The organism is Caballeronia cordobensis (assembly GCF_001544575.2).
Taxonomy (GTDB): domain Bacteria; phylum Pseudomonadota; class Gammaproteobacteria; order Burkholderiales; family Burkholderiaceae; genus Caballeronia; species Caballeronia cordobensis.
Window position 1 is genome coordinate 398,046 of sequence record NZ_FCNY02000003.1, and the last position, 25,052, is coordinate 423,097.

23 protein-coding genes are annotated in these 25,052 nt (G+C 64.4%); 6 read left to right on the forward strand and 17 right to left on the reverse strand.

Features of this window, described 5'->3' with window-relative positions:
• Window positions 1-65: 65 nt before the first annotated feature.
• From AWB70_RS08250 to AWB70_RS08265, 4 genes are all read right to left on the reverse strand, one after another.
• Window positions 66-638, reverse strand: a complete 573-nt coding sequence (locus AWB70_RS08250) for a nuclear transport factor 2 family protein (protein WP_053571338.1) — start codon at window positions 636-638, stop codon at window positions 66-68.
• Between the two features lie 79 nt (window positions 639-717).
• Window positions 718-1,623, reverse strand: coding sequence for an NAD(P)-dependent oxidoreductase (locus AWB70_RS08255; RefSeq protein ID WP_053571339.1), 906 nt, complete (start codon window positions 1,621-1,623; stop codon window positions 718-720).
• A gap of 30 nt (window positions 1,624-1,653) precedes the next feature.
• Window positions 1,654-2,577, reverse strand: coding sequence for a LipP1 family hormone-sensitive lipase (gene lipP1, locus AWB70_RS08260; RefSeq protein WP_053571340.1), 924 nt, complete (start codon window positions 2,575-2,577; stop codon window positions 1,654-1,656).
• A gap of 18 nt (window positions 2,578-2,595) precedes the next feature.
• Window positions 2,596-4,293 (reverse strand): flavin-containing monooxygenase, encoded by a 1,698-nt coding sequence (locus tag AWB70_RS08265; RefSeq protein ID WP_053571341.1) that lies wholly within the window; start codon window positions 4,291-4,293, stop codon window positions 2,596-2,598.
• Window positions 4,294-4,542: 249 nt separating this feature from the next.
• Here AWB70_RS08265 and AWB70_RS08270 point away from each other — a divergent pair, with 249 nt between their 5' ends.
• The 4 genes from AWB70_RS08270 (at window position 4,543) to AWB70_RS08290 (ending at window position 8,096) form a co-directional block, all read left to right on the forward strand.
• Window positions 4,543-5,508 (forward strand): IclR family transcriptional regulator, encoded by a 966-nt coding sequence (locus tag AWB70_RS08270; RefSeq protein WP_235024167.1) that lies wholly within the window; start codon window positions 4,543-4,545, stop codon window positions 5,506-5,508.
• 33 nt (window positions 5,509-5,541) lie between these two features.
• Window positions 5,542-6,321, forward strand: coding sequence for an IclR family transcriptional regulator (locus AWB70_RS08275; protein ID WP_053571343.1), 780 nt, complete (start codon window positions 5,542-5,544; stop codon window positions 6,319-6,321).
• 131 nt (window positions 6,322-6,452) lie between these two features.
• A complete protein-coding gene (locus AWB70_RS08280) occupies window positions 6,453-7,220 on the forward strand; it encodes a carboxymuconolactone decarboxylase family protein (protein ID WP_053571344.1) in 768 nt (255 codons plus the stop codon).
• Window positions 7,221-7,523: 303 nt separating this feature from the next.
• On the forward strand, window positions 7,524-8,096 hold the full coding sequence (locus tag AWB70_RS08290; RefSeq protein ID WP_053571345.1) for a DUF2889 domain-containing protein: 573 nt from the start codon (window positions 7,524-7,526) through the stop codon (window positions 8,094-8,096).
• A 12-nt stretch (window positions 8,097-8,108) separates the two neighbouring features.
• On the opposite strand, the gene AWB70_RS08295 is transcribed toward AWB70_RS08290, so the two are convergent.
• Window positions 8,109-9,791 carry a flavin-containing monooxygenase gene (locus tag AWB70_RS08295; protein ID WP_053571346.1) on the reverse strand — a complete coding sequence of 561 codons (1,683 nt, stop codon included), beginning with the start codon at window positions 9,789-9,791 and terminating at the stop codon, window positions 8,109-8,111.
• Between the two features lie 202 nt (window positions 9,792-9,993).
• On the opposite strand from AWB70_RS08295, the gene AWB70_RS08300 reads away from it, so the two are divergent.
• Window positions 9,994-10,866 carry an IclR family transcriptional regulator gene (locus tag AWB70_RS08300; RefSeq protein WP_053571347.1) on the forward strand — a complete coding sequence of 291 codons (873 nt, stop codon included), beginning with the start codon at window positions 9,994-9,996 and terminating at the stop codon, window positions 10,864-10,866.
• A gap of 24 nt (window positions 10,867-10,890) precedes the next feature.
• Here the strand turns inward: AWB70_RS08300 and AWB70_RS08305 are convergent, their stop codons facing one another.
• The 10 genes from AWB70_RS08305 to AWB70_RS08350 form a co-directional block, all read right to left on the reverse strand.
• Window positions 10,891-12,855, reverse strand: coding sequence for an oxidoreductase (locus AWB70_RS08305; RefSeq protein WP_235516586.1), 1,965 nt, complete (start codon window positions 12,853-12,855; stop codon window positions 10,891-10,893).
• Between the two features lie 2 nt (window positions 12,856-12,857).
• Complete coding sequence (locus AWB70_RS08310) at window positions 12,858-13,640, reverse strand: SDR family oxidoreductase (protein ID WP_053571349.1); 783 nt, start codon at window positions 13,638-13,640, stop codon at window positions 12,858-12,860.
• A 25-nt stretch (window positions 13,641-13,665) separates the two neighbouring features.
• A complete protein-coding gene (locus AWB70_RS08315) occupies window positions 13,666-13,995 on the reverse strand; it encodes an EthD family reductase (RefSeq protein WP_053571350.1) in 330 nt (109 codons plus the stop codon).
• Between the two features lie 153 nt (window positions 13,996-14,148).
• Window positions 14,149-16,008 (reverse strand): ABC transporter permease, encoded by a 1,860-nt coding sequence (locus AWB70_RS08320; RefSeq protein ID WP_053571351.1) that lies wholly within the window; start codon window positions 16,006-16,008, stop codon window positions 14,149-14,151.
• A gap of 14 nt (window positions 16,009-16,022) precedes the next feature.
• Entirely contained in the window at window positions 16,023-16,745 is a 723-nt protein-coding gene (locus AWB70_RS08325) for an ABC transporter ATP-binding protein (RefSeq protein ID WP_053571352.1), read from the reverse strand.
• Window positions 16,738-17,490 (reverse strand): ABC transporter ATP-binding protein, encoded by a 753-nt coding sequence (locus tag AWB70_RS08330; RefSeq protein ID WP_045460667.1) that lies wholly within the window; start codon window positions 17,488-17,490, stop codon window positions 16,738-16,740. Before AWB70_RS08330 ends, AWB70_RS08325 begins: the two co-directional genes overlap by 8 nt.
• Before the next feature lie 12 nt (window positions 17,491-17,502).
• Window positions 17,503-18,714: an ABC transporter substrate-binding protein gene (locus AWB70_RS08335; protein WP_053571353.1), complete on the reverse strand. Its 1,212-nt coding sequence runs from the start codon at window positions 18,712-18,714 to the stop codon at window positions 17,503-17,505.
• Between the two features lie 116 nt (window positions 18,715-18,830).
• Entirely contained in the window at window positions 18,831-19,577 is a 747-nt protein-coding gene (locus tag AWB70_RS08340) for an SDR family NAD(P)-dependent oxidoreductase (RefSeq protein WP_053571354.1), read from the reverse strand.
• 76 nt (window positions 19,578-19,653) lie between these two features.
• Entirely contained in the window at window positions 19,654-20,406 is a 753-nt protein-coding gene (locus AWB70_RS08345) for an SDR family NAD(P)-dependent oxidoreductase (RefSeq protein ID WP_053571355.1), read from the reverse strand.
• Between the two features lie 47 nt (window positions 20,407-20,453).
• On the reverse strand, window positions 20,454-21,659 hold the full coding sequence (locus tag AWB70_RS08350) for an iron-containing alcohol dehydrogenase (RefSeq protein WP_053571356.1): 1,206 nt from the start codon (window positions 21,657-21,659) through the stop codon (window positions 20,454-20,456).
• 300 nt (window positions 21,660-21,959) lie between these two features.
• Between AWB70_RS08350 and AWB70_RS08355 the strand changes: the two genes are divergently transcribed.
• Window positions 21,960-23,237, forward strand: a complete 1,278-nt coding sequence (locus AWB70_RS08355) for an acetyl-CoA hydrolase/transferase family protein (RefSeq protein WP_053571357.1) — start codon at window positions 21,960-21,962, stop codon at window positions 23,235-23,237.
• A 31-nt stretch (window positions 23,238-23,268) separates the two neighbouring features.
• Here AWB70_RS08355 and AWB70_RS08360 read toward each other — a convergent pair whose 3' ends face one another.
• A complete protein-coding gene (locus tag AWB70_RS08360) occupies window positions 23,269-24,057 on the reverse strand; it encodes an IclR family transcriptional regulator (protein ID WP_053571358.1) in 789 nt (262 codons plus the stop codon).
• 7 nt (window positions 24,058-24,064) lie between these two features.
• Complete coding sequence (locus tag AWB70_RS08365; RefSeq protein ID WP_053572077.1) at window positions 24,065-24,943, reverse strand: IclR family transcriptional regulator; 879 nt, start codon at window positions 24,941-24,943, stop codon at window positions 24,065-24,067.
• Window positions 24,944-25,052: the final 109 nt, after the last annotated feature.

The window sequence follows — 25,052 nt, forward strand, 5'->3', positions numbered from 1 at the left end:
TGGCCGCAAAAAAGACCGTCAATGCAACCTGAGAATCCGATCCGTACTCTGAAACGAGACGCCGACTATCGCAGCCCCGCTTCGGCGCGTGAGACGAAGACGGGGTCCTGCGCGTCACGCCTGCCGAGCACCCATGCGGGATTCAGCCCGCCGTCGGGCGATCCGCCGAGCTCCGTGCGGATCGTATCGAACACCGTGCGCCGCCGCGCGACACGCCACTCGCCGTGGCGCCTCTCGAACCGGTCGACATAGCGCCCGACGACTTCGACCCGCATGTTCTCGCGACTGTCGGCATGCTGCGCGCCGAGCATGGCGCGCTGGCTGCCGGCGTCCGGTCCCATCTGCAACTTCGCCACGAAATAGGTCTCCACTGCGGCGACGTGATCCGATGCGAACTCGATGAGGCAGTTGCCGAGCAGATGCGTGGATTTGCAAAAGCTGCTCGCATCGTGCTTCTCCCGGACGAACGCGACGAAATCGTCGCGCTTGCCGCTGAAATCCGCGTGATCGTCGTAGCCGTCTTCGAAGAAGGTCGCGCGGACCAGTTCCCAATCGCGTCGATCCACCCCGCGCGCGTAACGCAGCATGACGTCGCGGATCTGGTCCTTGTCGAGCAGTCGCTGGAGGTCATCGGCCATGTTCTTGGGTTCTCTTGAAGTCGCAGCGGCACCGAAAACGATGCCGCGTCGCGTTTTTGAGTAGCCTGAAACCATCGCTTCAGGAAAGGTCGCTTCGGACAGAGGTTCCATTCTTTTCCGCGATATAACGCAGAATGGACGTGAAATCCTCCCTGCCTTGCCCTGCTTCGTAGGCCGCGTGCCAGACGTCCCGCGCTCGCCCGATCGTCGGCACGGCCATGTCCATGAGATTCGCTTCGGCAAGCCCGAGCGTCATATCCTTCTCGATGATGGACAGCGCCGCGCCGTAGTCATAGGTTCCAGCAACAGCGCGCGTCAGCATCTTCGAGCACGCGAAGCTCTGACCGGTGCCCGCATCGAGCAGCCGCAGCATCATGTCGGGATCGAGCCCGGCCTTTGCGCCCATGGCGAGCCCCTCGGAACAGACCACCATGTTGGTCGCCATGATCATGTTGTTGACGATCTTCATGATCTGCGCCATGCCTGGGCGTTCTCCCATCACGAACACCTCCTTGCCGATGAGCGCGAGCAACGGAGACACCTGCTCGATGAGCCGCGGCGCGCCGGCCGCCAGCATGGCGAGCGTGCCGGCGCGCGCCGCGGGCGCACCGCCGGAGATAGGCGCATCCACGATATCGATGCCCTTCGCGGCCAGCCCTGTGCCGATCTGCTCGATCGTGTCCTGACCGATGGTCGACATCTCCACGTACAGGCGAATCGCGGAACCGTGCACGACGCCATCGGGCCCGAGACCGACTGCAAGCGACACTTGCCTGCTGGGCAGGCACGCGAACACGATGGACGCCGCGTTGGCCACGGCGCGTGGCGAATCGTGCACGACAACGTTAGCCGCCGCGAAAGGCGCGAGCGCCGCCGGCGACGGGTCGTGAACATGCAGCCGGAAGCCCTGTCCAAGCAGGCGCTCGGCCATCGGGCCACCCATCTGGCCGAGCCCAAGAAAACCGACGTCTTCTGCGAGTTTCATGCAAACCTCGATTCGTTGTTGATCGTTCACTCAGGCGTTCATCGCCGAGCGAATCCATTGCGCGGCGCGCAGCAGCCCTTCCCTTGCTTTCGCACAAGCCAGGCCCATGCGAAAGAAGCCATGAATCAGCCCTTCGTAGCGCCACAGCGTGACCGGCACGCCGGCGTCGAGCAGGCGGTGCGCATACGCTTCGCCCTCGTCGCGCAGTGGATCGAACTCCGCGGTGACCACGAGCGCGGGCGGCAAGCCGGTCAGCGACGCCGCGAGCAACGGGCAGGCATGGACATGCGCCGAATCGCGCTCGTCCACGAGATAGTCTTGCCAGAAACGGATCATCGCGGCACGCGTGAGCGAGTAGCCGGACTGGTTGTCGATATAAGAGCGCGTGGGCGGCGTGTGATAGCCGGTCACCGGATACACCAGCACCTGCCCGCGCAGCCGCGGGCCGCCCTCGTCGCGAATGCGCAGTGCCGTGACGGCGGCGAGATTGCCGCCCGCGCTATCGCCCGCCACGATCATGCGGGCTGCGTCGAACGAGAGCGCATCGGCGTTTTGCGCGATCCACCGGACCGCATCCAGGCAGTCGTCGACGGCGGCCGGGAACGGATGCTCGGGCGCCAGCCGGTAGTCCAGGGCGATCACGGCGGCGCCGCTTCCCGCGCACAGATCGCGGCAGACGTGATCGTGCGTGTCGAGGTTCCCGATGACGAATCCGCCGCCGTGAAAGAACACCGTCACGCCTTCGCCGTGCCGCTCCTGAGGACGGTATAGCCGGGCGGCGAGAACGCGTCCCGGCAGCGGCACCGCAAGGTCGATCACTTCGCCGACCGCCGTGCGCCGCTCGAGCGGCGGATACGCGAGACTCGCGCGCAACGCCGCGACGGACATGCCTTCCATCGGCGGCGCGGATTCGAGCGCCTTCAGAATGACCGCGACTTCAGGATCGAGCGGCATGGTGCCTTTCCTCACCGTTCATACCGCGCCGCCCATCAAGCCCGCCTCGGCAACATGGATGGCTTCGTTACTGCTCGCCTGCGACGCTTCACGGGCCGTTGCGCGCGAAAGGACGAAACCCGGATAACCGGCTGCCGCGATTTCATCGCACTTGCGCCGATACGTGCCATGCCCGCCGAGATACGGCAGGAACACGTGCGGCTTGCCCGGCACGTTCGCACCGATGTACCACGAGTTCGCCTTGAGATACAGCGTGTTCGACACGACGTCCTGCACATGCTGCATCCAGTCCTCCTCGGCCTGGGGAACCGCGTCGATCCGCTCGATCGCGTTGTTTCGAAGATACGTCATGCACGCGGCGATCCAGTCGATGTGCTGCTCGATGCTCATCGACATGTTCGCGAGCGGCCCCGGGCTGCCCGGACCGGTGACCGTGAACAGGTTGGGAAATCCGCTCGTCATCAGGCCGATATAGGTCTTCGCTCCGCTCGCCCATTTGTCCGTGAGCTTGCGGCCGTTCACGCCTCGCACGTCGATATGCGTCAGCGCCCCGGTGAGCGCGTCGTAGCCGGTCGCGTAGATCAGCACGTCGAGTTCGTGCAGGCCCTCGCTCGTCTCGATGCCTTCGGGCACCACGCGTTCGATCGGCGTCTGCTTCAGGTCGACGAGCGTCACGTCGTCGCGGTTGTACACGCTGTAGTACGTATCGCCGAGGCAGGGGCGTTTCGTGCCGAACGGAAAGCCGCGAGGCATCAGTTTCTCGGCGACGTCCGGCTTCCTGACCGTGTCGCGAATCTTGCCGCGGATGAATTCGGCGACCGTCTCATTGGCCGCTTCGTTCGAAAGAATATCGCCGTAGCACATGCGAAAGCCCAGCAACTGACTGTTCTCCCAGGCATTCTCGTACTTCCGGCTGCGCTCCTCGGGCGTCGCGTCGAGTGCCGATTCGACCGGAAACGGCACCGCGATGCCGAAGCGCGTGAGGCGGCTGACCGCGCGCCGCTCGGTGTAGGTCGCCCGCACGCGGGCACGCATCGCCGGCGTCAGCGGATGATTCTTCGCCGGCACGACATAGACCGCCGTGCGCTGGAATACGCTCAGGTGCCTGCATTGTCCGGCCAGCGCCTGAATCACCTGAATGCCCGACGAACCGGTGCCGATCACGCCGACGCGCTTGTTGCTGAAATCGACCTCATGGTGAGGCCATCGCCCCGTGTGGTAGCTCTCGCCCTTGAACGAATCCAGTCCCGCTATCTCGGGCGGCTTGGGCACCGAGAGCACGCCGGTCGCCGGCACGAAGAAGCGCGCCCGCGTGACCTTGCCGTCCGAGGTCGTCACGATCCAGAGGTTCTCGCGTTCATCGAACACGGCCGTCTCGACTCTCGTGTTGAAGCGAATGTGCCGGCGCAGCTCGAAGCGATCGGCGACGTGATTGAGGTACTTCATCAGTTCGGACGAGGTCGGGTATCGCTCCGGCCAGTCCCACTCGTCCTGCAGTTCGGGCGAGAAAGAGTATGAATAATCCCAGCACTCGAGATCGACGCGCGCGCCGGGATAGCGATTCCAATACCATGTGCCGCCCACGCCATCGCCCGCTTCGAATGCCTGCACGGCGAACCCTGCGTCGGTCAGACGCTTGACCGCATACAGCCCGCCAAATCCAGCGCCGACGACCACTGCGTCAAGAATCGCCGAGTCGTTTCTCACCTGAGTCATGTCCTTCGTCTCCTGAATGATGCTGCTTTCCTGTTCTTCTATTGAATGACTGGAGGCGGGATCGCAGCAATCGCGACGGCAACGGCCTGCCGTACTTTGGAATCGGCCGCAGCCGGCAGGAAGCGGTTGGCCCGTCATGCGCCGATTCCAAAGTACGGGAAGCGACGCGCGGGCAAGTTGACGAGGTGGGTCCGGTCTCTCCATCGTTGACGGTGCGACCCAACGGAGAAAAGTGAAGCAAGATGGCTCATGATCGGGCGCGGAAACGCGCAATGCGGCCTTCGACGCGGCCACGAACATAGTAGGATTAAAAAGAAATACAGCCGCAGCATGGAGACACGCATGTCATCCCCGAGGTCCCTGCCACCGCACGCCAGCGCGCGCTCGCGCAACGGTCCGCACGGCGTCGACACGGCCTGGCCACGGCCGTCTCGCGTAGAACGTGAAGAAAGCGATGTCCTCGTGACACCGCTCGTCCGAGGCCTGTCGATATTGTCGGTATTCGGCCCCGACAAGGCGTGGCTCGGCAATCGCGAGATTGCGGTTGCGACCGGCCTTCCCGCCCCGACCGTGCTGCGCCTGCTGCGCTCGCTCGTCGCACTCGGCTATCTGCATCACGACGACGAGAGCCGGAAGTACGCGCTCGCGCCCGCTTCGCTGGCGCTGGGGTATGCGGCGATCGTCGATCCCGGCATGCTGCGCCTCGCGCGCAGGGAAATGGCCAAGTTCGCCGACGCAACCGACACCTACCTCCTGCTCGGCGCCCGTGACCGTCTCGACGTCATCATCCTGGATACGCAAGTGGGCAAACGCGTGGTCCTCGATCTACGGCTTTTTCCGGGCATGCGCATGCAGATGGCCTATTCGTTGATGGGCTGGACGCTGCTTGCCATCCTTCCGGAAGAAGAGCGCGCCTATTTGAAGGAAGAAATCGAACGGAGAACAGGCGTCACCTTGCCTGCTTCGATCAGACGCCGGATGGCCGACAAGATCGCCGAGGTTCGAGAGCTGGGGTTCGGCACGCTGCATGGCGAATGGGAACCGGAGCTCGCGTGTGTCGCCGCACCTGTTCCCATGCCTGACCGGCCACCGTGGGTACTGGGTTGTGTCGGCCGCACCGCGCGCATGGCCCAGACCCGCATCGAACTGGAACTCGGACCTCGGCTCGTGGCAACCGCGCAAGTGTTGCAGGCGCACGCGCTGCAACGCGCGTAAGCACCACGGCCGCCATCACAACACGGAACCGACATGCCCTCCGCACCGCCCGTAACCTTGACGCTCGATCGCGGGCTGCAACTGCTCCGCGCCTTTCATGCCGATCGGGCGCCGCTCACGAACGGCGAACTGGCGAAGCGAACGGGGATGTCCCGTTCGGCGGTGTCGCGGCTGATCTCGACGCTCATTCATGTGGGATTCGTTCGCCGCGTCGCGGGCGGCCGCCAGTTCGAACTGGCGCCCGGCGCTTTCGGCGTCGGGCACGCCTATTTGTCCACCAACCCCATCACGGGGGCTGCGGAACCGCTCATGCAGCAACTCGCCGACCGGCTTGACGTCTCGGTGGCGCTCGCCGTGCCCGATCACCTCGACATGCTGTACATCGCATACCGATACACCGCGGGCGTTTCGACGCTGCAACTCGGCGTGGGATCGTTGCTGCCGATGGGGCTGACGGCGATCGGCCGGGCCTGGCTCTGGACGCAGCCTGAAACGTCGCGGGATCGCTACGTCGAGCAACTGGTGGCCGCGGCCGGTGCGAAGGCGGGCGAACTCCGGAAGTCCATCGACGCGTCTTTCCGCGATCTGGAAGCGAACGGCGTGTGCATGGCGGTCGGGGAATATCAACGCCATGCGTACGGCATTGCATTGCCGGTCGCGTTGGGGCGCCCGCGGACACACATGGCGCTGAGTTGCGGAGCGGTCGCTGTCGCCCGCGACATCGCCTCGATCCGACAACGCGTCGTCCCGGCGCTCAAGGAGACCGCGCGCGAACTGGAGTCGCTGCTCGGCGACGCGAAAGCGGGTCCGTGATGTTCGCGGCGCCAAAGTACGGAAGAGATAGGCCAGCGCCGTTGCCTTGCGCGTGAGATAGCGATTCAAATCCGGGATAGCCATCCGGGGCGGCGATCCTGCGTCGATCCCCATGACCTTCTGGAGACGCCATGTCGGACATCGCAGCGCTCAAAACCGAATTCGAACGATTGCACGGCTTCTGGAGCGACGCGCTCCATATCGCATTGCAGGAGAGTCCGGACTTCTTCAACGACTATCTCGTCATGGCGAAAGTCGCGCTCGAATCAGGACATCTGGAGCGCAAGCTATGCGACTTCGTGATGCTCGCCGCGAGCGCGAGCGTGACACATCTGAATCGCGAGGCCGTTGCGCTGCACATCGAAGGCGCACTGCGGCACGGCGCCACGCGTGACGAACTACTCGAAGTCCTGCAAATTTCCTCGGTACTCGGCATTCATGCCTACATGGTCGGCGTGCCGATTCTCTTCGACGAACTCACCGCTGCCGGAACATCGCTCGACACCGTGTTTCCGCTCGATCAGGCGTTCGAGCGCGTCAAGTCTCAATTCAGCGAGCAGCGCGGCTACTGGAGCGACCAGTTGCAATCGATGGTACGCAGCTCACCCGCGTTCTTCGAAGGCTATACCGCCTTTTCTTCGACGCCGTGGAAGTCCGGCACGCTTGCGCCCGTTGTCAAGGAACTGCTGTACGTGGCGATCGATGTCTCGACGACGCATCTCTTCGAACCGGGCGTGAGAATCCACACGCGCAATGCGTTGCGTTATGGCGCGACGCCCGCGCAGATTCTGCAGGTGATGCAGCTTGTCAGTTGCCTCGGGATGCAGAGCTTTCTGATCGGCGCGCCGCAAGTACGACCGGCCGCGAACCAGGCGCGGCGGAACCGTGCGCAACACTGAAACCGTCCCGTCGTGGAGACTGAATATCGTCGGCGCCACGCTGGCCTACGGCCCCGCACGATACGATGTGTATGGCGAGGCTCATCTCGACGACCCGGCCATTCGTGCGGTGGCCGATAAGGTACGCTTCGAGATCAACGAGGAAATCGAACGGAAGTATTATCCCAGGCAGTTCGCGACCGGCGTCACGATCCGGTTTGCAGACGGCAGCACGCGCTCTGAACGCCGGGATTGCGATTGCAGCCATGACGCATGTTCAACTCGTGCCACCGGCGAAGTGAATACTCAACACTGGAGTCAAGGATGGTCCGTAACCAAGACTTCGCGGCCGAACCGGTCACACGCGAAGAGATTCATCAACGGCAGATCGAGATGCGAGGCTATCGGCGCAGCGACGGTCTGTTCGAGGCAAGCGCAAACCTCGTGGATCGCAAGACGAGCGACTTCACGCCGCCCAGCGCGGCACGGCTGGTAAGCGCTCACGCACCCATTCACGATCTTGGCGTCACGCTGGTGTTCGACAGAGACATGATCGTTCGCGAGGTTCATACGTTCATCCGGTCTCATCCGTATGCACCGTGCCAGGGCGGTGGCGACACGCTGCAGGCTCTGGTCGGCATGCATATCGGCGCGGGGTGGAACAGCGAGGTACGCAAGCGTCTGCCCGCCGGAGATACTTGCACGCACCTCAAGGAATTGCTCGGGCCGCTCGCGAGCGCCGCGTTCCAGACCATGGTCACCGAGCGCCCTTCGGCGCTGGAAGCGCGCGACGACCAGGGCAAGCCTCGCAAGATCGATAGCTGCCATGCGTATGGCGCGTCGCGCGATCTGGTCAAGACGCTATGGCCTGAATATCACGTGCTGAAGAAGATGTAACCGGGCAGCGGCTCACGCCGCAATCGCCGGCACGCCGGCGATGACGAAGCCGCGATAGTCGTCGCGGACCACCTCCTCGCAAATCGCCCGGTACCGGTGATAGCCGCCCACGTACGGCATGAACACGCGCGGCTTGCCGGGCACGTTCGCGCCCGTGTACCACGACTCCGCCAGCGGATACAGCGTCGCGTCAGCCACCTCGTTGACATGCTCGACCCAGCGCGTTTCCGCTTGCGCATCCGCCTCGATCATCCGGCTTTTGCGCGCGTCGAGCATGGCGACGCAATCGGCGATCCAGTTCAGGTGCTGCTCGATGGCGCACACCATGTTCGCCTTCACGGACGGGCTGCCCGGCCCCGTCACGATGAACATGTTCGGAAACCCGGCCGTCATCAGGCCAAGATAGGTGCGCGGCCCGTGCGCCCACTTCTGCTTGAGGGACAGTGCGTCGCGCCCGCGGATGTCGATATCCGCGAGCGCTCCGGTGATGGCATCGAAGCCGGTCGCGAACACGAGGGTGTCAAGTGCATAGGCGCCCGTGGTCGTCTTCACCCCCGTCTCCGTGATCTCGACGATCGGCGCCGATTTCGCATCGACGAGCGTGACCGTCGGCAGGTTGAACGTCTCGTAGTAGCCCGTATCGAGACACAAACGCCGCGCGCCGATCGGATAGTCCTTCGGCACGAGCAGTTCGGCGGTGGCCGGGTCTTTCACCGTGCTGCGAATCTTGCCGCGCACGAACTCGGCAGCCGTGTCGTTCGCCGCCTTGCTGGTCAGCAGGTCCTTGTACGCGTACAGGAAACTGACGCTGCCCCCGGCCTTCCACTTCGCTTCGAACCGGGCGAGACGATCTTCGGGCGTATCGTCGAGCGCGTTTTTCGTCGGAGCCGGGTGCCCCGCGATGCCGAATGGCGTGTTTTGCGCCTCGGCTCGCCAGAACCCGTACCGCGTCTTGTGCTGGCCGAGTTCATCGCCGGACAGCGCGCGGTTGCGCGCCGGCAGCGTGAAGTTCGCGGTCCGCTGGAACACGAACAGCTCGCTCGCCTGTTTCGCGATGATCGGAATGACCTGGATGCCCGAGGAGCCCGTGCCGATCACACCGACACGACGCCCCGTGAAATCGACCGGCTCGTCCGGCCAGAGACCGGTGTGATACCAGTCGCCTTTAAAGGTATCGAGGCCCGGGAACTCCGGCACGCGCGGCAGCGACAGATTGCCGGTCGCCATCACGCAGAAGCGCGCGGTGTACGCCTGCCCGTCGACGGTCGTGACGCGCCAGATGCCGTTGGGCTCGTCGAATGTCGCCGACTGCACGCGCGTGTTGAGCTGGATATCGCGACGAAGGTCGAAGCGATCGGCGACGTGGTTGATGTATCGAAGGATATCGCCCTGCGCGGAGAACCGTTCCGGCCAGTCCCATTCCATCTGGAGCGCGTCGGAGAACGAGTACGAGTACTCGACGCTGTCCACGTCGCATCGCGCGCCGGGATAGCGGTTCCAGAACCATGTGCCGCCGATGCCGCTGCCCGCTTCGAGCGCCCGCGCACGCAAGCCCAGCTTGCGGAACTTGTACAGCGCATAAACGCCCGCGAAGCCGGCCCCGACGATGACGACATCCAGATCCGGCGAAACGCCACCGCCGCCTCCGGCTCCGTCGGCACCGCTCTTCGACACGGGTTCATCAACGTAGCGCATGGTTTGTCTCCTTCGAATCAATTGAACTGGCATCTATTGAAGACTCAGCGCGGGGTTGCAGCAATCCGCAGCGATAGGCCATCCCGTGCTTTGAAAGTGCGCAGGGCAGACAGCGGTATCCTCGGTGCAGTAGACTTTCAAGGCACGTGAGGTCCCGTCCTTCCTTAGGGCGCCCGCATCACCCCATTGGCGCGACGCAACGATGCAATCCGAACGATCTCTACCGCGACATGCCGCCAGACGGTCTCTCATCGGGCCGTACGGAATCGACGTCGCCTGGCCGAAGGCGCCGTCAAACGGTCAGGCCGAAAGCGATGTCGTCGTGACGCCACTCGCACGCGGGTTGTCGATTCTGTCCGCCTTCACGCCGGACAAAGCGGCGCTGGGCAACCAGGAGATTGCCGAGGCGACCGGCATCCCGGCCCCGACCGTGTTGCGCCTGCTACGTTCGCTGGTCACGCTCGGCTACCTTCACCGCGACAAGACCAGCAAGCTGTATTCGCTCGCGCCGGCGTCGCTGGCCCTGGGCTATGCCGCCATTGCCGACCCCGGGATGCTGCGGCTCGCCAGCATCGAATTGCGCGCATTCGCCAAAGCAACGGACACGTACGTGCTGCTCGGCACGCGCGACCGGCTCGACGTGATCCTGCTGGAGACGCAGGTCAGCCGCAGTTCATTGCTGGAGTTGCGGCTGTCGCCCGGCATGCACGTGCCGATCGCCTATTCGATGATGGGATGGGCGCTGCTGGCGGCGCTTCCGGACGACGAGCGGCACTACCTGCAAGCGCAGGTCGAACGCCATGCCGGCGACACGTGGCCAGCCGCGATACGCCATCGAATGGGTCAGAAGATCGCACAGGTGCATGAACTGGGCTTCTGCATGCTGCACGGCGAGTGGGAGCAGGAGCTGACCTGCGTCGCCGCGCCCGTCGTGCTGGCGAATCGGCCGCCGCTCGTTTTGTGCTGCGTCGGACGCACGGCCCGGTTAGCCCAGGCCAGCGTCGAGCGGGAACTCGGCTCGCGGCTCGTCGCGTGCGCCCGCGCGCTGCAGGAGCGGCTGTCGGCAAGCCGCTGACGGCGTGCCAGCACGAAGCAGCCGTCAGACGATCGATCGTCCGGCCAGATGCCCTTCACGAATCGCGGGCTGAATGTCGCGGGCCGACAGCGCATCGCCCACCAGATGGAGCTGATTCACCCGCCCGCGCAAGGCCTCCCAGATTTCGTTCTGCGACTGCCGGTAGCCGACCAGCACCACCGTGTCGGCCGGCACGGTTTCCGCCGTGCTGCCGAAGAGCGGCCTGACTTCGGCGCTCCCCTTGTCGATCGAAACCAGCGCCGCTTGCGTCACGATGCGCAAGCGGCCCGCACCGTGCATGCGGCGCAGCGCAGCCTGCGTGCGTCCGGTGGTCTCGACCGCCGGGGCGAACATCAGGTGACGCGTCACATAGGTCACCTCGACGCCGCGATTGATCAGTGCTTCGCAGCAGCCGATGGCGTCATAGTGCCCGACGTCGTCGAACACCAGCGCCGTGCGGCCCACCTCCTGCGGCGGCGCCGTGGCGAGATCCAGTGGCGTCAGCACCGTCGCATCGCGCGAAATCCGCAACTCCGCCGCGGGGTCGGCCGTCTGCCGGAACTCGCGTGCGTCCGTCGGTTGCGAACCCGTGGCCACGATCACGGCATCGGGCTGCTCGGCCAGCACATCGTCCGCATCGACATAGGTGGACAGGCGCACCTCCGCGCCCAGGCGGTAGATCTCGCTTTCCAGCCAGATGGCGATGTCTCCGATCGCGTGAAGTTTCGGCAAATGCCGCGCGCAGTTCAGCAGGCCGCCCAGATCGGACATCGCCTCGACCACGGTCACACGGTGCCCCGCGAGCAGCGCCGTCCGTGCCGCTTCCATGCCCGCGACGCCGCCGCCCACCACCAGCACCTTGCGCGGGACAGCCGCTCGCGCGATGCTCTCGTCGGACAGCGTGCGCTCATACCCCACCGCCGGATTCACCGCGCAGCCCATGCGCCCGGCAAACGCGCCGCCCAGACACCCCTGGTTGCAGCCGATACACGGGCGCACCTCGGTGCCGCGCCCCTCGCGGCTTTTTACGACCAGCATCGGATCGGCGATCATGCCGCGCACGATGTTGACCATGTCGGCCTGCCCTTCTTTCAACGCCTGCTCGGCGTCGTCCAGCGTGGCATAGCGGCCCACGATGATGCGCGGCACCGTCAGCCCCTGCGAGATGCGCTCCACATGCGGCAACTGATAGCCCACCGGGGCGTCCATGCCCGCATAGCGGTCCACATGAAAGTAGTAGTCGCCGTGCGTGATGTTCACGAAATCGATCAGGCCCTCGGCCTGTGCGCGCAACGCGATGGCGTTCACGTCTTCATCGGCGAGAATGCGCGGGTCCGAGCTTCCGCCGATGCGCACGCCCAGCGCGAAATCCGGGGAGGTTGCCGCGCGTATGGCGCGCAGCGTCGCCAGGAATGCCCGGATGCGGTTGTCGAAACTGCCGCCGTAGGCATCGGTGCGCTGGTTGAGCACCGGCGAGAAGAATTGCGAGAACAGATAGCCCGCTCCGGCCAGCACCTCGACGCCGTCGAGACCCGCGGCCTCCATGCGCGCGGCGGCCCGGGCGTACGCGTCGATCACTTCTTCGATCTGATCCGCAGTCATCGGAATGGGCGGCGCCACCGAATAGCGGCCCGCCAGCGCCGTCACCGCCCACGGCAGACCGCCATCGGCGGCCGGGTCGGTGTATCCCCCGTGCCAGAGCTGGGTGAACAGCTTCATGCCGGTGGGCGCGATCGCATCCACCAGCTTGCGCATGGGCGCAATCGCTCCGTCATCGGCCGCGCTCAGCGAAAAGGTCGATGACGGGTGAACCGAGGTGCTTTCGAGAATCGACAGGCCCGCGCCGCCCTTCGCTCGCGCCAGATGGTAGGCGATCAGGTCGTCGTTGACATAGCCGGTGGCGAGACGCGTTGCATGCGCCGTGCGCACGATACGATTAGGAACTTCCACCGCGCCGATCCTTATCGGCGAGAAAACATGCTTGTACATAGTCACGCTACCGAACGCTTGGAGGTGATGCCGCCATCGACCGTGACGATGGTGCCGCTGGTGTAGGCCGAGCGGGGCGACGCCAGATAGACGAACAGATCGGCGACCTCCTCCACCGTCGCAGCGCGCCCCAGCGGATAGCCCGCCATCAGCTCGGCGGAACGCGCTTCGTCGCCGAGCAGCCGCGACGCATGGTTTCTCAGCACCTTGGCGATCCGCTCGGTGCCTACCGGGCCGGGATTGACGCCCACCACACGGATTCCGTCCTCCAGACTGCGGCCGCCCAGCGCGCAGGTGAAGGCCATGAGCGCGGCATTGCCAGTCGAGCCCGCGATGTAATTGAAGTCGAAGTTCTGGCCGCCATTGCCGATGTTATTGAGGATCACCCCGCCGCCCCGTTCCTTCATTCGTGTGTAGATCGCGCGCGTGAGGTTGATGTAGCCGAACACCTTCAGCTCCCAGCCCTTGCGCCACGCCTCTTCATCGACGTCCCAGAGGGTGCCGCCCGGAATCGCGCCCGCGTTGTTCACCAGCACGTCGACGTCTCCGGCGAACGCAACGACCTCCGCGATCGCGCCGGGTTGGGTCATGTCGAGCGCGAGCACCTCCACTCGCACGTCATGCGCGGCGCGCAGGCCGGCTGCGAGCGACTCCAGCTTGTCCGCGGAACGTGCCGTCAGTGCGAGGTGGCTGCCCTCGGCGGCGAACGCCTTCGCGAGACCCTCGCCGATCCCCTGTGATGCGCCGGTGATCAGGACTCGCCGGCTTGCAAGTTTCATGTCCATGTGGGTTTTCCGTACCTTTACGCGCTCAGATTCCGACCACCGGAAACTCCAGTGCGACCAGCGGCGCGATCTCGGTGGTGAAGTTGGGAACGTCGGCCATCAGTTCGTTGGCCTCCGCGCTGCCATACGACGCAATCAGATCCTCTTCCGAGTCGAACCATAGTTCCGAGAAGCCGTCCCATCCGAACTGCGGGAAGCGCGTGCGATCGACGAAGTTGACCGCATAGCGGCGCAGCTTCGGCAATTTGCGACCGAGCTCGGCATGTACGTTGAGCCAGTGATCCAGGAATTCCTGATCGCTCATGCCCGCTTTGCGACGCAGCAGGCCAATTCGCTTCACATAGGTTGCTTTCATGCGGGTTCCTCGGGTTTCAGTCCTTGAGCGCGCCAGGCCTCTGCGGCATTCCGGGCTCGTTCCATGTATGGTCGAGCGCGCGGCGGTGGTCGTCAAATCAACGAAGCGCTTCCTTCCGTACTTTGAAAGACGGCGCATGCGGCGTCCTCGGCGCTATAACGGCTTCCCGGTCCGCGCGGCGATCTCGCCGACCATGCCGCGACGGAAGGTGAGCACGCATACGATTAAGACCAGCCCCTGCGCGACACTCACCCATTGGCCGAGCGGCGCGAAAAAATACTGCATCGCCACCAGCGCGAACGCGCCGACGACCGGGCCGAGCACGGTGCCCAGTCCGCCCACCAGCACCATGAGCACGACCTCGCCCGACATCGACCAGTGCACGTCGGTCAAGGTCGCGAACTGGAATGCGATGGCCTTGGTCGCGCCGCCGAGCCCGGCCACGGCGGCCGACAAAATAAACGCGAGAAGCTTGTAGCGATCCGTCTTGTAGCCGAGCGAGATCGCGCGCAACTCGTTCTCCCGGATGGCCTTCAGCATGTCGCCGAACGGCGAGTGAATGACGCGCTGCACGAACAGCAGCGTTGCCATGAAGATAACCAGCACGACGTAGTACATGGTCATCTGGTCGTTCAGATCGATCAAACCGAACAGCTTGCCGCGAGGAACGGCCTGGATGCCGTCGTCTCCGCCGGTGAACGCCGGGAACTGCACGCAGACGAAATAGACCAGTTGGGAGAGGGCCAGCGTCGTCATCGCGAAGTAAATGCCCTTGCGGCGAATCGCGATCAGGCCGGCCGCCAGCCCGAGCAGTGCCGACGCCGCCACACCGGCGACGATCGCGGCCTCCGGCGGGAAGCCCCAGACCTTGGCGGCATGCGCGGCGATGTAGCCGGATCCGCCGAGAAACATCGCGTGCCCGAACGACAGCAGCCCCGTGTAGCCGACCAGCAGATTGAGCGCGATGGCGTACAGCGCCAGACACAGCCCTTTCATCAGGAACTGCGGATAGAGCAGCAGCGGTGCGAGCACGAGCAGCACCGCCAGCCCGAGCGTCGCCAGCCTCAGGGCGAAGCCGCCTGCGATCACGGGACCGCCCGACGAAGCCTCCATCGCGCTTCCCGGCGCCGCCGGCTTGCCGAACAGACCTTGCGGACGCACCAGCAACACGAGGATCATCACGACGAACACCACCGTGGTCGATGCCTGCGGATAGAAGAACTTCGTCAGCCCTTCGACCACGCCGAGCCCGAAACCGGTGACGACGGAGCCCATGATCGACCCCATCCCGCCGATCACGACGACCGCGAACACGACGATCAGGATCTCGTCGCCCATCATCGGCGCGGGCTGATAAAGCGGTGCGGCGAGCACGCCTGCCAGCGCCGCCAGCGCCGCACCGCTCGCGTAGGTGAACGTGATCATGCGCGGCACGTTGATGCCGAAGGCGCGCACCAGCGCCGCGTTCTCGGTCGCCGCCCGCAGATAGCTTCCGAGCTTCGTGCGTTCAATGACGTACCACGTCGCGAGACATGCGGCCAGCGAGAACGCGATGACCCACGCCCGGTAGTAAGGCAGATACATGAACGGCAGACGCAAGCCGCCGCTCAGCAGCGCCGGCATCTCGTAGCCTTGCCCCGTCGTGCCGTACTCGACGCGGAACAGGGACTGGATGATCACGGCCAGCCCGAAGGTCAATAACAAACCGTAGAAATGATCGAGGTGATAAATGCGCCTGAGCAGCGTGCGCTCGATGATCACACTGAACACGCCGACCAGCAGCGGCGCGAGCAGCAGCGACCACCAATAGCCGATGCCCATATAGGTCAGCAGCAGCCAGGACACGAACGCGCCCATCATGTACTGCGCGCCGTGCGCAAAGTTGACGATGTTGAGCATGCCGAAGATGACGGCAAGCCCCAGACTCAGCAACGCATAGAAAGAGCCGTTGATCAGTCCGAGCAGCAATTGACCGGATAGCGCGTGCACCGGGATTCCAAGCAATTCAAACATGGCGGATCGCGTCCTCAAACGCCCAGATAGGCATGCAGTTTTTCCACATTGGCGGGCAGCTCGTCGATGCCGAAGCCATCGACGATGCGCCCGTGCTCCATCACGTAGAACCGGTCGGCAACCGTGGCGGCAAACCGGAAGTTCTGCTCGACGAGCAGCAGCGTGAAGCCAAGCTCCTTGAGCCTCCGGATCGTGTGACCGATCTGTTCGATGATCAGCGGCGCGAGGCCCTCGGTCAGCTCGTCGAGCAGCAGCAGGTCGGCACCGGTACGCAGGATGCGGCCGAGCGCGAGCATCTGTTGCTCGCCTCCCGAAAGCTTCGTGCCCTGCGTCGTATCCATGCGTTCCCGCAAGTTGGGGAAAAGCTGCAAGATCGATTCGATGTCGAGGCCGCCGCCGCGCAGCACCGGCGGCAACATCAGATTCTCGCGAACCGAGAGGCTCGAAAAGATGCCTCGCTCTTCGGGGCACAGCGCGACGCCGGCATGCGCGATGCGCTCCGGCAGCAGACCGATGGTTTCGATGCCGTCCTTGTGGATCGAGCCGCGACGCCTGGCGACCAGCCCCATGATCGACTTGAGCGTCGTGCTCTTGCCCGCGCCGTTGCGGCCGAGCAGGGTAATCACCTCGCCCTTTCGGACGTCCATGTTCACGCCATGCAGGATGTGGCTCTCGCCATACCATGCGTGGAGGTCCCGCAGTTCGAGCATCGCCCGGCCGGGCGTTGGTTCAGCCATGACCGCCCCCGAGATAAGCTTGTTGCACCTCCGGGTTCGACGCCACCGTGTCGTAGTCGCCTTCGGTGAGCACCTGACCGCGCGTGAGCACCGTAATCCGGTCGCACAATGACGACACCACCGACAGATTGTGTTCGACCATCAGCACGGTGCGGCCGCTGCTGACGCGGCGCACGAGTTCCACGATGCGCTCGATTTCCTCGTGCCCCATCCCCGCGGTGGGCTCGTCGAGCAGCATCATGTCGGGGTTCAGCGCCAGCGTCGTCGCGATCTCGAGCGCGCGCTTGCGGCCGTACGACAGCGACACCGCAGCGATATTCGCGTGCGAGGTCAGACCGACGTCCGCGAGCAATTCCATCGCACGGTCGTTGAATACGTTCAGCACGTTCCTGGAGCGGAAGAAATCGAACGATCCTCCACGGGCGCGCTGCAACGCCACGCGCACGTTGTCGCGCACCGACAGGTGAGGAAACACGGCGGAGATCTGAAACGAGCGCACCAGCCCGAGACGCGAGACATCGGATGGCGCCATCGGCGTGATGTCGCGCTCGTTGAAAAGGATCTGCCCGGTCGTGGGGACCAGAAACTTGGTCAGCAGATTGAAGAGCGTCGTCTTGCCGGCGCCATTGGGTCCGATCAATGCATGGATCGAGCCGCGACGCACCTTCAGATCGACGCCGTTGACCGCGCGAAAGCCGCTGAAGGCTTTCGCGAGGTTACGGCATTCCAGAATCGTATCGTTCATGAAAGCGCCCGCTCACTTGTTCTGGCTGAGCAGCGGACATTCGCTTTTGGAAAGCGGACGGAAGGCCTGATCGCCGGGCACGACGCGAACCAGCTGGAGCAGGTCCCACGGATTGCTCGACTCGGACGGCTTTTTCACCTGCACGAGGTACATGTCGTGCACCATGCGGCCGTCTTCGCGCAACTTGCCGTTTCTGGCGAACATGTCGTTGACCGGCATCTCGCGCATCCTGGCCATCACCGTCTTTGCGTCCTTCGAGTTCGCGGCCTGCACGGCCTTCAGGTAATGCAGCACGGCGGAATAGACCCCTGCCTGACTGTCGTTCGGCATCGCGCCGTTGTTGCGCGCCTGGAACCGCTTCGACCATGCGAGCGCTTCGGGACTCTGGTTCGGGAAGAAACCCGTCGAATACGTGAGACCCTGGGCGTCATCCAGCCCCATCGCCTTCAGGTCGGTCAGGAACACGACGAGCCCCACGAGCTTCTGTCCGCCGTCGGTAACGCCGAACTCGCGCGCCTGATGCACGAGCTTGACGGTATCGGTGCCGGCGCCCGCCATGGCGATGTATTGCGCCTTCGACGCCTGCGCCTTCAGCAGGAACGAAGACATGTCGGCTGCATTCGACGGGAACCGCACGGTCCCCACCACCTTGCCCTGCGCCGCCTGAATGAACGATTCGGCGGACTTCTGCAACAAGGTGCCGCCCACCGAGTCCACCGTCAGGAAGAACCAGGTCGATCCCGGCTTCACCTCCGATGTCAGGACGCGTCCGGACGAGTAGTTGTCGTAGGTCCACATCGCACCAGTCGGCGAGCACTCCTTGTTCGTCGCCACGTCGGCCGATCCGGACGAGATGATGGAAATGCGGCCGAGGTTCTTCGCGATATTCTGGACGGCAAGGGCGATGCCCGAATTCGGCAGATCGACGATGACGTCGACGCCCTGGCGCTCGTACCATTCACGCGCGAGCGACGCGGCGACATCGGCTTTTTGCTGATGGTCGCCGGACACCAGTTCGATCGGGTTGCCGAGCACCTTCGAGCCGAAATCCTCGACGGCCATCTTCGCGGCAAGCACCGATCCCTTGCCGGACAAGTCGGCGTAGGTACTGGACATGTCGGTAAGAACGCCGACCTTGACTGTCTTGTCGGATGTCTGAGCGGCGGCGTTCGTTAGTATGACGAATAATATAAAAGCAGCGATTGCAACGACTGGTTTCAACATTTCTCCGTCTCCTGATCTAGTTTGAATTTCGAGTCAATCTATGTTGGCGGTTCGTCCGCGGCAACATGGGTTCCTGGTGCGTTCCGTACTTGGAAAGTGTGAATACCCGCCGTGCATCAACTGGCCAGTTGGTGCGCTTTTCTGATGCCGGCTCCCGCCGCCAGGAATCCGCCGTCGACCGCCAGACATTGCCCGGTGATGTAGCGGGCCTTTTCAGATGCGAGATACGCAACCGCATCGGCGACTTCATCGGGCTCGGCCATGCGATTGAAGGGGATATCGTCGAGGTACTCCGCGAAGTCTTCCTTCGAAAGTTGCTCGCGTAACATGGCGCTCTCGACCGGGCCGGGCGCGACCGCATTGCAGCGCACCCCCAAGGGCGCGTATTCCAGCGCCGTCTGGCGCGTCAACTGGATGATGCCGGCCTTCGAGGCGCCATAGGCGACCCGCCCGAACCCGGCGCGAATCCCCGCTATCGACGCGATGTTGACGATCGCGCCGTGACCGCTGCGCGCGAGGAGACCGGTCGCCAGTTGAGTCAGGACCAGCGGCGCGGTCAGGTTGAGTTTCAGCACTTCGTCCCAGTGCGCGAGCGAGATCTCGCGCACCGGCGCAAGCCTGGCCATCCCGGCATTGTTGACCAGCACCGACAGTTCCGTCAGCCCGGAAAAATAGCTGCGGCAGGCATCGAAGTCGGTCACGTCCAGCGCATCCGCCCGAATGCCTTCGGGCGGCGCGAAGTCCGCGAGCGACTCCGGCCGGTCGAGGATGACGACGTTCCAGCCGTCGTCCCTGAGGCCGCGTGAAATCGCCAGACCGAGTGTGCCGGCGCCTCCTGTCACGATTGCGGTTCCCTTGCTCATCGAATGTCCTTTTATAAGCATCGCGAGACGCCCGTCCCCTGCGCTGCGCCCTTGCCTGCCGGAACGCGAAATCCGGTCAATAGATCGTGACGCCGCTGTCCACGGGAATGGTCTGTCCCGTCGTGCGACGCGACTCGTCCGAAGCCAGATAGACCGCCACATGCGCCATGTCGGCAGGCTCGCAGGGCCCCAGAAGACACTGGTCCGCCAGCTTGCGCAGTTCCTCGCGCTCGCCTACCAGATGCCGCACGCGTTCGGACAGCGTCAGGCCCGGTGCGATCGCGTTCACACGAATGCGGGACGCGGCATATTCCAGCGCCAACGAACGCGTCAGTGCATGGACGCCGCCCTTCGCGGCCGTGTAGCAGTCGCGGTCGCTCAGCGCCATCAGCGCAACCATCGAGGAAAAATTGATGATCGAGCCGCCGCCCGCTTGCTGCAGATACGGGATGCCGTATTTGCACACGAGGAACGTGCCGAACAGATCGAGCTTGATGGCCCGCCAGAACTCGTCTTCCGGCGCATCGGTCACGCGGGCGTCATCCGGCGTGGAGCCGCCGGCGGCATTGCACAGGATGTCGATGTGTCCGAATGCCTGCGCCGCTCGTGCGAGGCCCTCGCACACATTCTGTTTGTCGGTCACGTCGAGCCTGACCGGAATGATCTTGTCCCCGCCTCCGCTGGCGTCGGCCGCTGCTTCCGCGAGATTCAGATGAACATCGCCCGCCAGCACCCGTGCGCCCTCGGCGATGAAGCTCTTGCAGATTTCAGTGCCGATGCCGCCCCCAGCGCCGGTCACGAACGCGACCTTGCCGTCCAACCTTCCCATTTCAAGTCTCCCTAAAAAACCCGATGTCGATCGTTCCGCAACGCGCATCACCACGCCGCATCCAGCACGGCCATCACTTCGTCGGCCGAGCGGATCGGCCTGGGATTGGTTGCCACGATCGGGTCCCGCAATGCGGCGCGCGCGACAAAAGGCAGATCCTCACGGGCGACGCTCAGGTCGCGTAACCGGGACGGCAACCCGAGTTCATCGACGATCAGCACACGCAGCGCATCCTCGAACGCGCCGGCTTCGAGAGGCCGGCCCAGCATGGCCTCGAGACGGCGGCACAGCAGCGCGCGGCGCTCAGCGGTGGCCTCGGCGTTGAAGCGAACGACCTGCGGCAGCAGCACGCAGGATGTATGGCCATGCGCCACCTTGCAGCGGCCACCCAGTTGATGCCCCAAACCATGGCTGAGACCCAGGCTGACATTCGCCAGCCCGGACACCGAAAGCCAGGCGGCGATCTGACAGTGCATGCGCGCCTCCAGGTCTCCGGGATTGCGGCGGGTAACGGGCAACCAGCGCATGAGCGCGGCCAGCCCTTCGATGGCCAGCGCATCGACCATCGGTTGCGCGGTGATCGAGAACCACGCCTCGACACAATGATCGACCGCCTTGATGCCGGAGGACAGCCATAGCCATTCAGGCGTATTCAGCGTCAGTTCCGGGTCGAGAAGAACGGCGCGCGCACCGAGTTTGCGGTCCCGATACAGGTCTTTCTCGCCTTTTGCCGAATTGGACAATCCGGCGATATCGGTGAACTCGCCCGCCGAAAGCGTCGTGGGCACCGCGTAGATCGGCAGTGCCGCGCCTTTCATCGGCGGCACGATGCGGGTCGATGGATAGTCGAAGCGGATCGCGCACGGTTCGAAATCCGCGGGTGCACGCAGGTCATCGGCGAGCGCCCACACCGCGCCCTTGGCCGTGTCGCTCTGCGTGCTGCCGCCGAGACTGATCACCGCGTCGGCCGCCTTCTCGCGCAGGAATTCGGCGGCCGCGATGGCGGTTTCGCGCGGCACATGCGGCTGCGTCTCGCAGAACATCCCGGCGCAACGCCCGCCCGTGGCCGATATCACGGCATCGAGCAGGGCCGGCGTGTTGGCGAGCGTCTTTCCAGTGACGACGACTGCCCGGCGAATGCCATCGCGTTCCAGCAGTTGCGCCAACTGGTCGATGCATCCCGCACCGAACCGGACTTCATCGACTGCGGGCCGGATGAACTGGCCATGCGTTCCCGTTCGTGCAAGTTCCATCGATATTCCGTCTCCTCGACGCAGCCTCAGGGACCGGGGGTGAAAGCAATCCGGCGGAACGAGCGATTCGTTCCCTGCATTCCTGTGTTCGTGCTGCCGATGATCGAGCGCACACATCGCACCGTCAATCGGGCCTGAGATCCTCTACCGTACTTTGAAACCGCGTGTCGTTCGAAAGCCTGCGCGCGAGACGGCGCGCCAAAGGAAGTTTCGACGCGCGGAACAACGCCCGGCCGCGCGTTGACGCGTTCACGGCCAGCGCACAGGATCGCTTAACGTCGCAACTGAATTCTTCTACGCATGAACCACACTGAATCAGTGATCAATGCCTATCCACCCGGCGACTGCCGGGAACTCAGCGCGCTCATTCGTCCAGGCGATACCGTGATGTGGGGTCAGTCGCATGCAGAGCCGGTGACGCTCATGCGCGCGCTCGTCACTCAACGGGAGCATCTGAAGCGGATCCGCCTCTTTCTGGGTATCGGTCTTGCCGACGTACTCAGCCCAGAACATGCCGACGCCTTCGATTTCCTCGCCTATTGCGGCAGCGGCACCAATCGCAAGCTCGCGCGCGCGGGCGTGCTCGATATCCTTCCTGTGCACTATTCCCAGCTTCCGGAACTGATTCGCAGCGGCCGCCTGCGGATCGATGTCGCGATGCTGCAGGTATCGCCTCCGGATGAACATGGCCGATACAGCCTCGGGCTCGCACGCGAGTATCTGGTCGAAGCGGTCAAACATGCACGCGCGATCGTCGCGGAAGTCCATCCCGACGTGCCGTGGACCTACGGCGGCCCGTATCTCCAGCAAGCCGACATCGATCTGCTGGTGGCGTCGGACGCGTCGTTCCCCGACACTCCGGCAGCCGAGACGGGACCGGTTGAGCAGATGATCGGACGGCATGTCGCATCGCTGGTGGAAGACGGGGCGACGCTGCAGACGGGGATCGGCTCGATCCCGGACGCGGTGATGGCGCAACTGCGAGACAGACGCGATCTCGGCGTGCACACCGGCAGTATCGGAGATGGCGTCGCAGCGTTGTGCGAGGCGGGTGTCGTGACGAATGCGCTAAAGACGATCGATACCGGCATCACCATCGGCGGGGTCATCATGGGCTCCGCGCGCACGCGCCGTTTCGCGCACCGCAATCCTGCGATCCAGTTGCGCGGCACGGAATACACGCATGATCCCGACGTGCTGCGCCGGATCGATCGCTTCGTCGCGATCAATTCGGCGGTGGAGGTGGACCTCACGGGCCAGGTCAACGCCGAGGCGATCGGCGATACGTATGTCGGTGCGGTGGGTGGCGTCGGCGATTTTCTGCGTGCGGCGCAGGCTAGTCGGGGAGGCGTGCCCGTGGTTGCGTTACCGTCGACCGCCGGCCGGCACAGCCGTATCGTCACGCGCGTATCGGGGCCCGTGACGGTGCCGCGAAGCGACGCATGCGTGATCGTCACCGAATACGGGATTGCCGATCTGCGCGGCCTGTCGATTGCCGAGCGCATTCCGAAGATCATTGCCGTCGCGCATCCGGATCACCGCGAACGGCTGGAGCGCGAGTGTCATACGGGGCGTTGAGCGCGATCCAACCGATGCGCGGGCGTTCCCGTCAAGGCTCGCAGTCGATGTCGTTCAGCACACTGGCCAGCGTCAGCGCCGCGGCCTTCAAGGCGGGCGCCACGCGCCGGCGGATCGCCGCCATGTCCGGCTCCAGTTCCACCGCGCCGCAGTTGAGCGCCATCAGCGTGCGGGTTCGGCCGACCACGATCGGCAATGCAATGCCAAACGCGTTGCGCTGATACTCGCCTACCGACATGCATACGCCCGATTCCTTCAGATCGCTGAATGCGGCATCGAGATTCGTGCGTACCGTTCCCGCATCGTCTCCGGCCGCTTCGAGCAACTCGGCAATCAACGGTTCGCGCTCCGCGTCCGGCAGCGCATACAGATAGGCGCGTCCTACCGCTGTCGATGCCATCGGCAGAAGCGAACCGACGCCCAGGCGCAGCGTGGCGATGGTCGCACTCGCCCGCCACGCGATATACACCATGTCGAGCCGATGCGGCACCGCCAGCGCAACCGACAGATTCAGCTTGTCGGCAAGCTGCTGCATGACGGGCGCCACCAGCCGCGTGACGGGATTCGCTTCCAGATAGGCGTGCCCCATGCTCAGTGCGCCCGCGCTGAGTTCGAACTGGCGTCCGCCGCCCACCCGGCGCAGATAGCCGATCGAGATCAGAGTCGTCGTCAGCCGCGATACCGTGGCCTTCGGCAGCCCCGTGCGGCGCACGAGTTCCGCGTTCGACAACGGGGCGCGGGTCGCACGAAACGCATGGAGCACTTCGAGTCCGCGTTCGACGGTCAGCGTTACACCATTGTGCATGTCGGTCTTGTCCATGTTCGTTTCAGTCGATGACGCCCGCCTGCTCCTGCAAGCGCTGCGCGGCCGCAACCAGCCGCGGCCCGAGTTCCCGTTCGACCCGCGCCCGCCCGAGCCGGGCACTGCGCCCGATGCAGGCGAGTACGAGCGGCGTCTGGTCCTGCACCACCAGCGGCACGGCGATGATCGTCAGGTCCGGCTCCCATTCGCCGATCGACATGCAATAGCCGACGTTATGCACCTGCGAGATGCCCTGGCAGATACGGCGGCGCAGGCCGGGCCAGTCGCGCCCCGCCTTGCGCTCGATATTGCCGAGCAGATAGAAGCGTTCGAGCTCCGGCAACGCCGCGAGCAAGGCCCAGCCCATCGGCGACGATGCGATGCGCAGGCGCGTGCCCGCATACAGCTTGAGATCGACCGATGCGGGTTTGCTCACACACGTTCCGAGCACGATCACGTCGAGACGGTCCCGCGAGCCGAGCATCACGTAGGTCTCGCTTCCGGTCGCGAACGCCTGCATTTCGAGTCGCGCGAGCAGTTGTACGTTGGAATGGGCCGTCGCCGCATAACCGAGCGACAGCACGGGGGCGGCGAGCCGATACTTGCGGCGCTCCGGCGAATAATGCAGATACCCGAGTGCGACGAGCGAGCGCGCGATCCGCGAAACCGTCGGTGCCGGGATGCCGGTTCCGATCATGAGCTCCTGGTTGCCGAGCCAGGCCTCGTGCGGTGGAAACGCCGCCAGTATCGCCAGACTTCGCGCCAGCGGAGCGACCATGCCCGGCGACGCGTGCGCGCCCTCGGCAGGCTCGCTGTCTCCGATCTCTCGAATCGACGCATCGTACCGGCTCGCGTCTTCATGCACTGACGAACGCAGCGCTGTCTGGTTTGCCTGCAGCGACATCGATAGCTCCATTGTCTCGTCCCTCCGATGCCTTGCATTACACGAGCGAGGCGCAAACGAGTCAAATCAAAGCGTAGCCGCGTTCCGTACTCTGGAATCGCGACCGGGC